Source organism: Apilactobacillus nanyangensis (assembly GCF_016861915.1).
Taxonomy (GTDB): domain Bacteria; phylum Bacillota; class Bacilli; order Lactobacillales; family Lactobacillaceae; genus Apilactobacillus; species Apilactobacillus nanyangensis.
The window spans coordinates 25,010-39,852 of record NZ_BOLX01000001.1; the positions used below are offsets into that span (position 1 = coordinate 25,010).

Genomic DNA, 14,843 nt, shown 5'->3' on the forward strand with positions numbered 1-14,843 from the left:
AAGATTAAAAAGTTTTAAAAAAGCTTTAAGAGTGTTATCATCAGGAAGACTAAAAGTACAAACGGAATCGTAGATTGCATTTTTTAGGGGATGATATTTTTGCAATACAACAAAAATCAATTTAATAAAATAAATGACAAGAAAGTCATGAAGAAAGTTAAGAAACAATGGGTCGTAGTATCTGTTGCTACATTAGCTTTTTTAGGTGCGTCAGCTTATGGCATGATGACCACTTCAGTATCAGCTTCAGCTAATACAAATAATACAACAGATAATCAACAATCTGTTAATAATACAAATAGTAACCATTCAGGTGCTACTCAATCAAACACTCAGTCGGTACAACCAACTCAACCAGCAATTAATACAACATACGCTGGCAGTGTAACCTCATATAATAACAATGATGATTCGGTGACTTACACAAACCAAATTAAGCAAGGTTATACTGATGCTTACAATAATAAGAGCAACCAATCAAGCAACATCAGTGGTAATGGTGCTAATTATTATAATGCAGCTTATGATGGTGCGAAGGCTGCAATGAGTGCATACAACTCAGCTACTCAAAACCTTGGTGCTGGAACTCAAGATTATAATTACTATGGTAATACTGTCACTAAAAAAGATAGTTCAAATAATTCCAATAACTCTAATAATTCAAGTTCAGTATCACAATCTCAGACCAGTGGAAAATCAGCATCTGCTGGTCAAAATTCTTCAAATAACCAATCACAAAACACAGTAGCCCCAACTACGGACGGAACTCCACAAGGAGTTACTACAGCAGATAACACAAATCAAGGTGGTGCGGATAATCCACAAGATGCATCTACATCAGTCGCAAAATATGAAACAACAATGACTAATAAACTTGATAGTGCTACTAATCAATCTGTTAAGGCTAATAATGCTAATCAACAAATAATAATTCCTACAGCCGATAATTCAAGCATCGTTAGTGAAAAAAGCAAATTTAACAATGCTCAAGGACTATTGAACGCATACTCACAAGCGGTCACATACGTATTAACCCAACAAGGTATGGCGGATGCTGAAAGCGGTAAATGGCAAGGAATTTACGCAGGATCTAATGGAAGCACACAAGACTACTATTTGAAATCAAATAGTAGTAATAGTGGTAATCCATATGATCAAGCATACCGTGGTGCCAGGGACGCGATGAATGCATACTTTACTTCTAATAGTTACAACGGTAATACATCAGTTGCTCAGAGCACAAACGGAACAACAGCATATAATCAAGGATTTAATGATGTTGTAAACCAAGCTGCACAAGGAATTGTGTATGTACAAAATGGACAACAATATTCATCTATTATGACGGGTAATACAACACCAAGCACAGTTGGTGGTAATGTGGCTTCCGGCATTAATGTTGTTCGTATTGCAAATGATATTGATATGACTAATGCCACTAACGGTGAAAACGATGGGACTGTAAACACTAATTACTCAACTCTTACTGTGGACGGTCAAAACCACATGGTTGATTTTCATGGTAATAACTATACAGTCAATAAAAATGGAAGTGGCTCTTTAGACGTATACTTACAAAATTTCCAAACCGTGTACGGGGCTAACTATTTTGGTACATTCCGTGCTGAAAGTGGTGCTGCGTTACACTTTAGTAACATTAACTACGTTGGTCCTCAGTTGTTAAGTTCATATAATAATGATACTTATTTCAGTGGAAATGTTAACGTGTTAGTTCCCACTAATTCAAATGCTACTTATACTTCTCCTTTCCAAAGTAACGTTCCCATCGAAGGTGGCGGAAACCAAGAAAATCTAGAAGTTAATAACTTTATTTTGCAAGATAATTCTCATTATTTTGGAAATACTTCACCAGTTTTAGGTGGAACCAACGTTGTTGCCACTGGTAATTTTACAATTGGCCAAAACGCTAAAATGACATTGATTCCTCGTGGTGGTAATGGTGGGGCTGCAACAATTGCTGATAGTTCTACTTGGGGAGTCTGGCTAAAAAATTCAGGCGCTTCTCTAAATATCGGTAAAAATGCGACATTAAATATTATTCCTCAATTGTATAATAACCAACTTAATTTATTTGGTGGAGCAGTTTATTCTAATGCCCAAGTAAATATTAACATTGATGGTGGAACTCTTAACTATGAGGGATATAATGGTATTTCTGGATACTATAACCAACCAATTGACCTACAAGGGTCAAACCAAACGCAAATTAATGTTATTAATGGTGGTGTTTTACAGGTTTTAATGGATTCAGTACCTGATGTAACATCATGGTATTCATATAATAGCCATCAATCTGTATACAACGGTCTTATCAATAATGTTGGATTGGGTAACTTTAACGTTGGATCTAATGGTAACTTAAAAGTAGGGGTTACAAATTCTGATTCTACTTATAATGTTCCATATTATGGACCAATCAACATTAACTCTGTTGGTGATAATCATGTTATTTTCTTAAAGAGTAATGCCGTTCCAATGTTCCAAACAACATCTGGTCAGTCTGGCCTAGTTAAATCTGGAGAAATTGCTGCTTATACTGTTGCGATTAAACAAAGCGATGGGACTAAGCAATATCTATATAAATTTGAATTAGGATCAGGTGGTACCACGTATTCTGGTGTTGATTTAAATGGTAATAACGTTACTGGGAATATTAATGGGAATTCATTGGAAATCTTAAACGTTCCAGCTGTTAGTTTTGTTGGAACACTAACTAAGACGACAAATAATGGATACACGACCGTTACAGGATATGCTAAATTGTCAAATTATGAAGAACTAGTTTCAGGAACTCCTATTTATGTTGGAGTAGCTTCTTCAAGTTCTCCTCAAACAACTTACAATCAATTAACCCAAGTAGCCAATTCTAATATTTCTGATAGCTACTCTAAAGCAGACCCAAATACTTATGTGCAAACCGCGGATACCAAAGGATATAGTGGGGGTGTTATTCCAATTAGCTATACATTTGCTAGTGGAGTTGATACTACTTATGTTGGAATGAGACTTCATTATGGTATCAATACGGTTGACACTATTTTAGGACCAAATAATTACTCAACAACTGTGGAAGGTTATAAATCTAGTGGGAGTCAACAAGTTACAGAAGATTCAAATGGTGACATGCAGGTTGCTGGTGGTAACCTATCTAATCTTCAATCAGGTCAAAATGATGCACTGGCGGATATGGTTAATGGTAATACCGCAAGTAAAGATGGTGAACCATTTAGTACTAAAACTAATAGTGACTACTTAGCTGCTTATAGTAGTGTGCAAGCTGGATATCAAGCATTTATGAGTAATCCTAGTATCACAGATTACTCTAAGTTATCAAGTTATATTGGTTCTTCAAACCCAGCTGCATTTATTCAAGGATTTGAAAAAGCAGCATATCAATCTGGTTTGAGAGATGCTCAATTTAACAAGAACAATAGTAGTAATTTGACTGATCCGGCTAAGTCACAATACATTCAAGCTCAAAACGAATATAACAGTGCATACCAATCTGCTTTATCAAGTACTGGTGATTTAAGTACACCAATTGCAGTACAAAACTTCATCAGTCAAAATAATTTACCAAATACAAACGCAACCACTCAAGCTATATCAGATGCTCAAGGTGTTTCTGCATTTGTTAAGGATGAACAAGCAGGTTCAATTTCGACTTCAACTGCATCCTCAACCGGAAACAGATTTTCAAAACTAACAAGTGGTCAACAATCTGCTTATAGTGATGCTTATACCGGTTATCAAAATGCTTTAACTGTTGATAAACAAGCTGATAATCCTGATGCAAACTCAGATAAAGCTGAATCTGCAGGGTTTGACTATGCACAATCAATTATTAATGGTGGACTTTCAACAACAAATCCATCATCAACTGCAGCCCACATGAATAACGTGACATTTGCTCAGAATGGGTATAATGCTGCGCAACAAGCAATTAGTAACGCTAAAACTAATGGTGCAACAAGTAATGATGCTAATAATCTAGATATTCATAATCCAGGCTCAGTCTCATCAGATAGCTCTTCAGATGTAACAGCATATCAATACATTAAAATTGGTGCATATACAGCATTGAAGAACCAATCAGATACCGGCCTTAACACGATGGAAAAAGTAGGATACTCATTAGTTGCATCATCCCAAGCTTACGCTAATGGTATGAATGCATTTGATTCAGATACTGATAAGAATAGCGACACTATTCCAACAGCAAATGATCCTATTTCAACTTCTACAGTTGGTCAACCTCAATATAATCAAGGTTATAATGATGCAAAGACAGCTTATAACCAAGGAATTGCAGACGCCGTGGCTAATGCTAGAAATGTAAGTTCAAATGGTGGCGTTAATAGTCTATCAGAAACTCCTGCATCTATTCCTTCTAACGTTGCTGCTGGTGCAAAACAAGAATATTTAAATGCATATAAAGCTGCTATTGATGGTTATCAAGATGGTAATTCTGGAGCTAAAGCTAATGAAAAGGGAACACATTATAATAATAGTAATTCGGACCCTAACTATGATAAGTCATATAATAGTGCATACATCACAGCACGTGCTGATGCTGGTGCTAACGATTATTTGACAAAACATAGTTCTCTTGCTACTGACCAACCATATACGACAGGTTATGATGATGCTGCTGCTGGACACTCTAGTGGATACTCAGCTGCTTCATCAGCAGCAAGTGCTTCTACTTCTGTCCCCTCTGCGAACCAAGTAAACTCATCTGCGACTGCACAATACACTGCAGGATTTAACGGTGGTGTAAATGATGAACAAAATGCTGCAAATGCATTGGCTGGAGCAAATGATTATCTAGCTAACCAAACTATGCCAAGTGGATCAGCCTTCCAAGCTGGCTTCTCGGCTGCAGAATCAGGATTTAAAGCTGCACAAGCTAAATCATCATCTGCTTCATCTGACACAAACTATAGTCTAGGATACGCTGCATACAGTAGCGTCGCTTCAGCGTGGAGTCAAGACGAAACACAGTCTGGATCTGCAAGTGCTTCTGGAAGTGCTAACCCAACAACGGTTACTAACGATGTATTTAACGCAACCGTGTCTTCGTTAGGTGGAAAGAACTACACTAATAGTCAAAGCTCTCAAGGCAATTTATATCAAGATATTAGTCAAACACTTGGTTCACAAGCTGCTACTAACTATTCTAACGGTGTAAGTTCTGCAGTTAGTTCATCAGGTGCATCAAGTAATGATTACTTTACTTCATTGGGAATTAAGGATGTAAATGATGGATATAACAATGCATCAAATGCTGATACTCAATCAACCGGTTTCCAAAAAGGTCAATTGTTGAAACAAAACGAATCTACTGGTGCTCAAATGGCACTGAATGATGTAACACAAAATGAACCATCTGACCCACAACAAAAAGCTGCATTTGAAGCAACTAAGGCTGCATATCAATCTGTTGCAGATTCCGGTTCACAAACTGCTGTCAAAGATACTAATTTGTCCAGTCAATCAAGAGCTTACCAAGACGCATACAATAAAGCATTTGATGATGCCAATGCTCAAAAAGATACAAGTCAACAAACGGCAATTAATGCTGCTAAAACAGGATCAGGTAATCCATTCTCTGGAAATGGTGCAAGTGATAAAGCATGGTCTGCAGTATATGATTCCATTAATAATGGTTATAAAGATGGACAATCAGGAACTCAAAATAATTCTAATAATGATCCTAACTATGACTTAGGTTATGCAAAAGCAAACCAATTCAATAATGATGTATCAACAGCAGAAAACAATGATAATCCAGATGTTATAGCTAACACTAATAATGATGATGCATTTAAGGGTGCTGCTCAAGCTCTAAAGGACGTTTATGACAATGGACCACAAAGCCATATTAACCAAGATTCAACTCATTCAGCTGATTATGTAAAAGCATATAACCTAGAAGTTGACAAGGCTAACGCTGCAAATAAACAAGCAAGAGATGACATGACAAATGGTGTTTCTAAAGATGCTTCCCGCGTTGCCAATAATGATTCAAATGTATCAAATGCATCGAATACAGCCACAAAGGCAATATATGATCATGCTTATGACCAAGTTGCAACTGGATTTGACGCAGGATTAAATAGCTCAAACGGTTCCGGTTATCCTTCCAACTCAGACCAACAGGTTGGTTACAATAATGCAACCGGAGTTGATGCAACTAATGGATACCAAGCTGGTAGAGATTTATCTAAGGGTTATCAAGAAGCAGTAGCTGATTTCTTAGCTGGAAACAATAATCCTACAAGCAAGTCCGACAATGGATACGCTGATACTATGAATGCATTATTAGCAGCTAAGAGCGGTCAATCAATGCCAACTTCTTCAAGCTCATCGTCTGCTTTGACTAAATATGCATACAGTCAAGAAAAGGCAACTATGGATGCTATTGCAGCTGCTAAAGTAAATTCAAACGCATCTGCGCAACCTTCAACTATACCTAACGGAGTAGATTCAGCAATATACAGCAAAGCATACAGCGCTGCTATTGATGGATTTAAGGATGGACATCAAACACCAGCATCTTCAACTAATAAAAAATCAAATGATACTTCATCTATCTATACTGCTAGTTATGCTCAAGGATTAAAGGCGGGTAGAATTCAACAAGGTGCAGAAGATTATGTAAATGGTCAAATTGACCAAACCATCCAGGCAAAGGATCCTGACTATGCACAAGGTATTAATGATGCAACAAATGGTTATAATCAAGGAATTACAGGTGCTTCCAATGGGAATACTTCTGATAGTGCTTATACACTAGGTTATAATCAAGGAAAGAGCTTGCATGATGGATTGCAGGCAGCTGCATCTGGTGATACTTCGGCTCTTTCAGGTGATACCAAAAATGCATATTATGGTGCTAAAGATGCATATCAACAAATAGTTAATCCATCACAAAGTACTCCATCTAACAATCAAGGTGTAGATACAAATTCTAAATCTTATAAAGATGCATTTAATAAAGTTAAACAAGATGCTTTATCTGGCCAAAACAACGGTGTATCAGCATTTGCTAGTGAAAATAATCAACCAACAGATACATCTACTACCGCTGGACAAGCAGCTAAAGATGGATGGAAACAAGCTTCTGATGGATATAATGCAGAACAACTAGCGCTAAAACAAAACCCACAATCTGATGTATCTGTAGATAACCAAAGCCCTGCGTATAAAGCAGGGGTACAAATGGCTAAAGATCAATTAGCTGGAGAACAAGATGCATATAATGGTTCAACAACTACTAACGCTACTCAAGAAGCATCTAAGCAAGCTGTTCTTGCTGCTTTCAATAACGTTAAGAATGGAACCCCAGGTGCACCATTCCAAGCAACTGATAGTACTCAGAAAAAGGTATACGATAATGAGTATCCTAGTGCCTTACAAACTGCCGAAGATATTGCCAATAATGGTGCTCAAAACTACTTAAATGGGGGTTCAAAGAACGGTGGCTCAGACTTACAGAATAGTCTTTCTGATAGTGAATTTGATCAAGCAAGTAAAGGATTCCAAGATGGATTAGTTTCTCAAAGTCAAAGCACTCAGTCAACAGATATTGGATATCAAAAAGGTTTTAATGCGGCAGTAGCTGCTAAACAAGCTATAAGTGATCAAGAAAATAATTCTTCTTCAAATCCATCTGATACCACTGACTACAACAATGCTAAAACTGGTTATGTAGAAGCTATGAATCAGTTAAAAAACAGTCCTAACAGTATGCCTGTTTCAAGCTCAACGAATCCTGTTTATAATGCAGGATTCCAACAAGCAATCGTTGATGGTCAAAATGCATATCAAAATGGTGTTTCTCAAGCTATTAATAATCCAACTGGTACAGTATCAACAAGCGATTATAAGGATTCAAGTAGACAAACATTAGTATCTGATGGATTTAATGATGTCCAAAATGCATTTAAGGCAGAAATTAACAATAATTTGGACGTTAAGGATAATACTATTCAGTCTATTACAAGTCCTAATAATGCTAATAATCAGGGAACTCAATTAGCGGATCAGGTTATCCAAGCTATTAACGCTACGGTAACGACTGATCCAACAAATGAAGTTACATCAGTGAACCAACCTGCTGGAAGCTCATTATCACAATCAATTCAAGGTAAAATTACGGATGCAATTAAACAAGCTCAAAATGATTATAAGAATAACAATAGTGCTTCTACTAATTTAAGTGGTACAAATGATGTACTTACTAAACTTGCTTATCAACAAGAAATGAAGCAATTACAATTGCAATCTCAAACAGATTTACAGAGTGCAAAGACTGCTATTCAAAATAACCAAGGCGAAAGTAATTTGGATGATGGAGCTAAAAAAGATTACGATGTGATGAACAACGCATTTAGAGATGCCAATAGTGGTCAAAACAATTCAACTGATAATGATGCTAACCATGCAAATAACTTACCCGATGCATATAATGCTGGATGGCAAATGGCTAGTGATGCATTAACAAAAGGTGCAAAATCATTTATCAATGGATCAGGAAGAAACAATGATAGTACTAGCCGAATTTGTACATCTGAAGGTAAGGGATATGATAATGCTAGTGCTGGATTTAATGATGGAATGAATAGTGAATCCAACTCTCAAACTAGCAATTCATCATATACCGCCGGATTTAACGCAGCAAGGGCAGTTAAGGATGTTGAAAATAACATTCAAAATAACGATAATAAACAATCATTAGATCCTGATAGTGCTAATCAAGCACTAGCTGGATATCAAGATGCTGCTGCTGCCGTTAAAGCAAATCCAACTTCACCTGCTTCAGCCGATTCCACTAAGGCAAAGAATGTAGCTTACAATCGAGCATATACTGATGCTGTTGACAGATTGAAAAATCAATACCAGACTGGAGTTTCTCAGTTCACAAGTGGACAGAGTGTGCCAACACTATCCGGTAGTAAGTATGATAAAGATGAAATTAATCAAGGATTCAATGATGCTAGTGCTGGATTTAATGCTGCAATGAATAATAACTCCAACTACAGTCATCCAGCTGGAACTGCGCAAGATACAGGATATCAACTTGGACAAAAAGTCATTGATTCAATTAATTCAGCCAAGAACTTGAATAACTCAATAGCTACTACGGGTCAAGACGATTTAGATACTGCTATTAGCAAAGCAAGGGATACAGTTAAGTCAAATCCAATTATTTCACCAGATACTAGTTATCCAGAAGGTGTAATAACACCACTTGCTCAACAAGTTTACAAAGCGGCTGTTGATGCCTTTAAGGCTGATTATAACCAAGGGGTAAAAAATGTTACCCAGGGAACAACTAAACCAGCTGATGATGCACCTGATGATACCTTTATGGATAAAGGGCAAAACGATGCAAGTAAAACAATTAAGGCTGGATTTAATGGTAGTCAAATACCTACAGAACTATCTGATGTTTACCAAATGGGTATAGATGCTAAAAACGGTGTTAACGAAGCCAATAATGGACAATCAAAGAACACTGCAGAAAGTATCTCTACACAAAATGGTAATGATGCTGCACAACAAGCTATAAGCGATGCATCTAAGAATAAAACTACTTCTATGGATGGACAAAGTTTACTTTACGAACTTTCATACAATCAAGGAAAGAACATTAGTACAACTTTAACTACTAATGGTCAAAATGCATTCATTCAAGGTGATTCGAGACCTACTGGTAGTGATAGTGCTTCTCAATTGTCTCAATCTTCTTATGACGACGCTTTAGCTGGATATAATGCTTCTAAAAATAATAGCAAGGATCAAAAGAAAGCTAATGACTCTTCATATCAAGCTGGTGTTACCGCATATAACGACGCTCAAAAGGGTATCGAACTTGCAAACCAGCATCTTCAAACGGATTCAGTTCCAACCACTGATCCTAACAATAACAACAATCCACTTTCTACTTCAGAACAATTAGCTTATCAAGCTGTTATGGACGCGTACAAAGGAAATAACGAAAGTAATCCTGGTAACCCAATCTATGATGATGCATATAAGCAAGCGTTAAGTGATAAATCTAATGCAGCTAAACAAGGAGCGTTGAATGCACTAAACGCAAGTGATTCGCAATACACTCCTAATAAACTTCAAAATTCTGCTTATACTCAAGGGAAAACTGATGCTAATTCCGGTTACAGCGCTGCCAAGTCAGATGTTACTGGAACAGTTGATCCAAATAATGTGAACACTGGCATTAATCAAATTGATGCCCAAAACGGTGCTAAACTGGCTTTCCAAGATGCTTTAAATGGTAAGACTGATTCTAACGGTGCTCCATCAAATGCGAGTGATGTCTTTAAGGCAGCGTATAGTAAAGCTATGAGCGAAGCTAAAGGTTATATTAGTACCGGTATCGCTGATGCTAAGAAGAATTCAAACCCTAACCTTACTGGCAATGATGCTGAAAGTAAACTTACTCAAGCGGCATATGAAAACTTTATGAATGGTTATAATACCGAAAATAGTAATAAAGAAAGTAATTCAAGTTTAGACACGCAAAGCACAGTTCCTGGTTTCAAAGATGGTGTTTCTGCAGCAAATACAATGGAAACTGCAGTTTCAAATTATGAATTAACCGGTAAGACTAATGGTTCGGACCAAAATGGAAATTATCAACAAATCGCTGATGATGCTTATAACGATGGCGTTAATGGTAATACTAGTCACGAAGGTACAGATGTTCCTAGTGGGGATGAAGATGCACTTGCTAAGGCTGACGTTTACAGTAAGATTCAACAACAAGCTGCAAACAATGCTGCAATAGGTGCTAACACATTCTTGGCTGGAGGTAATAAAGATACTAATACCCCAGCAATTGCTGATACAGCTCAAGGTAGTGGATTTGACAATGCAAGCAGCGGATTTGCTGATGGAAACAAAGCTTCTGCGACTCCATCACAACCAAATAATCCAAGCTATATGACCGGATATAATGCTGGCCAAGCTGCATATCAAGTGGAACAAAACTTTGAAAGTGGTGCCAATAATTCACCATCTGATACTACAAGTTCTCAACAAGCTAACAGTGCATACAACCAAGCTATTTCGGACTTTAACACTAACCATGCTGCTAGTGATACTACTGCAAATGGCAATAAGGTTTACCAAACTGTTTACAAACACGCCATGGACCAATTGCAAACACAGTACTCTAACGGAATTAATGATTTTAATGCTGGTAAATCAAGTCCAGATGTGACTTCAATTAACCAATCTCCATCATCACAAGCTGCGAGAGCTACTGGTTTCAATGATGCTAATACTGAATTTACCAAAGTATTAACTCAGGGAGATGGCGTTAAGACCCAAAATCCAAATTCAGCTCAAAGTGTAGGTGCACAGTTAGCTGATAAGGTCTTGGGTAGAATTAACGACATCAATACCAATAATCAATCACCACAAACTACTGGTGATGGCAACTTAGATAACGCAATCAATGCTGCTAAGAATTCTGTGTTAAATAATCCAAATTCCACAGATACAAGTTATCCAGATGGTGTAGCCGGAAATAACATATATCAACAAGCATACAAACAAGCTGTTGATTCGTTTGAAGCACAATATGCAAAAGGGGTTAAATCAACTGTTGATCCTACAGATAATAGCGTAGACGTAAATCCATTTACTCAAAAGGGCCAAACTGATGCTGAAAATGCAATTACTGCAGGGTTTAACAATTCTGATAATACAAATTATCAAGCTCCTCAAGTTTTAGCTGATGCATATACATCAGGCCAACAAGCTAAGATGGGTATGACAAATGGTGAAAATGGCCAAAACGATCGATCAAGTTCAAACGCTTCATACTCTGATAAACAAGGTAATCAAGCAGCAATGGATGCAATTCAAAGTCGTCAAAATGGGCAAACTGATGATAATCCATCAAGCATTAGTAGTAAGCCAAAATCTTATCAACTTGCTTACAAGCAAGCAATGGATGACGCCAATGCAAGTGCTATTCAAGGTGCACAATCCTTATTTGCAAATAATAACCAAGACCCAACTAAGGGTGCTCAAGGCGGTTCATATCAAATTGCTAACCCAACTAATTCAACTGACAAGGCTAAAAACCGTGGATTGATTGAAGCGAGTCAAGCATTGTCTGATGCACAATTAAACTCAGCTGATAAGGATAGCCAATATGACCCAAGTACAGTTGCCGGAAAGGTTTACTTTGCAACTAAGATGGCATACAACAATGTTGACCCATCTGGAGTTACTGCATACAACCACAAGGTTGACGTAATCAATGATCCTGTTGCTAAGGCGGCTTATGCTGCTGCGCTAGCTAATGCACAAGCAATTGCAAAGAAAGCTGCTCAAGACTACGTCGGTGGGCAAGATAATAGTGCTGATTACAATGGCAATTCAATTGCTAAAACACTTTATCAAGATGCTCATGATGTTAATAAGACAGCATTTGACAATGGATTAAAAGACAATAATCCATCTGGTAAATACTCTAATAATTTTGATGATCCATCATTAACTTATTTAGCTGTACAAAATGCAATTAGTGATTATGTGAATAACAATAATCAAGCAAGTTCAACTGCTGCAAAGATTGGTGTTAATGATACTCATGGCGTTTACGATAAGGCTTATCAAAACGCATTAGCTAAGATTCAAGCTGCCGTAAATGCTGGTGTATCTGATTACGAAGCTGGAAAGACGATGGCTGATATTTCAGATTACGGTTCACCTGATGAATCTGCATTGGGACGAGTAGCTGAAACTGCTGCTCAACGTGCTAAGGCAGGACATGATGATGCATTAGCGGGAACTACTGCTCCTGAAAATGCTTCAATCACAAATGACCCATCATATTTAGCAGGTAGGCAATACGGACAACAAGCAGATGCTGGTTATAACACTGCTGTTAGTCAAGGAGCAGGTGCTCCTAAGACCAATGTGGGTCCAACTGACGATGCATATGATGGCGCAATTGCTGGATACAAACAAGCTTCTACTTCTGATGCTAAGAACATGATTAGTAATGATGATTTAGATAACTACATCAATACTAATATGGCGGATAAGTCGGTTGCTTACCGTGATGCATTTAAGAAGGCATACCAAGATGGTGTTGCTAAGGCCAAATCTGGATCAGATGCTGCATTAGTAGTTGATCCAACTTCTGACCCAGATAGTGGTAAATCAGGTGCAGCTCAAAAGGCTGAATCACAAGGTTATTCAGATGCTACCGATGCTTTCCTAGATAAACTACATGGTGTAAACGATACTGATTCAACTGCTAACACTCCTGCATCCGTTGCAGGTCGTGATAAGGCAACACAAATTTTGCAAGCAATTCAAGATACTGTAGATAACAGACCAAATACATCAAACACTGATCGTAGTTACCAACTTGGTTTGACAACTGCACAAGCAGCGATTAACAATGCTGTGACAGATGCCAAGGCTAAAAAATCAGTTCCTGCTAATCTGTATGATATTCCTGTTCCTGCTGGCTGTGACCCAACATCATATCGTGATGTATATGCGGCTGTCCTTGATGGATATAACAACGGTTATAACCAAAGAAGTGATCAACCAACTACACCAAATACTGACTATGATATTGCTTACAGCTATGCATTTAATAAAGGAAAAGCAAGTATTCCAACGGATACTTCAGCGCCAACTGATTTCTTGAATAGTCAACCAATGCCAAATATTACTGACCCTGTAGTTGTAAAAGCATACAAGCAACAATATGATGAAGCTCAAGATGGTTTCTATGATGCCTTATACAATAAGAATGAACAATCAACCAATCAATATTACCAAGCAAGTTACAAACTTGCTCAAGATGGTATTGCCGGTATGAGACTTGCATCTCAAGGAAATACTTATGAGCATCGTGATATTCTTAAGAATCAAAGTGCAGCTTTTGTAAATGGATACAATGGTTATCTAAAGGGAATTGAAGCTGCTAAGAGAACCCTTAAGAAAAACAAAAAGCTTTCTGCTAAAGATCTTTTGGGCAAAGATAAGCTTTATAGCTATACCTTTACAGAAGGATTAAAGCATGAAGTTAAGATTCAAAGAACATTTGGTATTAAGTATGGAACGAAGATGGCACTAAAACGCCATGCCATTCCAAAGGATATATATAGTCATCACTCCGAAAGTTATGCGCGCGCATATATTGCAACGTATAAGAAGGAAATGAGAAGACATATGCCAAGATATATCTACAATGTAGGTACTATCTTCACTCATACCCATGTTAAGTTCACACGTCATACAAGAATTAAGAAGTATGCTTATTCTGAAAGATATAATTCAACTGTCTTTAGAGTTGTGGGTGTTCAATATTACTTAAACCGTATTCCTAGATACCGTTTGAGCAATGGTGCAGTAGTAACGGCTAGTCAATCTGTACAAGGAGCATACTACAAGAAACACTTTAATAAGTATCGTATAATCAAGCCTACCGGGGCATTAGTCCATACAAGTAAGACTTTCCGTAAACATAACTATGTAAGAAAATTATATAGAGGAGAAGTCTTTAAGGTTAGAAAAGTTGTTAAATTCCACGGAATTACTCGTCTATATGTAGGTAAGAATGAATATGTAACTTCTAATAAGACGTTTGTTAAAGCTATTTTTAAATAGTTAAATAAAAAACACTGGAAATCTTCCAGTGCTTTTTTGTACATACTATAGAAATAATTATAAAAGTTAAGAAATTTTTAAGAAATTAAATAATGAGCCATTTATCTGAACAATAGAGTAGAATAGTGTTAAATTAAGATTAGAACAATTAG

At 37.1% G+C, this 14,843-nt stretch carries 1 protein-coding gene; it reads left to right on the plus strand.

Annotation, left to right across the window (positions count from 1 at the left end; translation table 11 throughout):
* Positions 1–99: 99 nt before the first annotated feature.
* A complete protein-coding gene (locus JUD45_RS00050; RefSeq protein ID WP_203619411.1) occupies positions 100–14,691 on the plus strand; it encodes a DUF5776 domain-containing protein in 14,592 nt (4,863 codons plus the stop codon).
* Positions 14,692–14,843 lie beyond the last annotated feature (152 nt).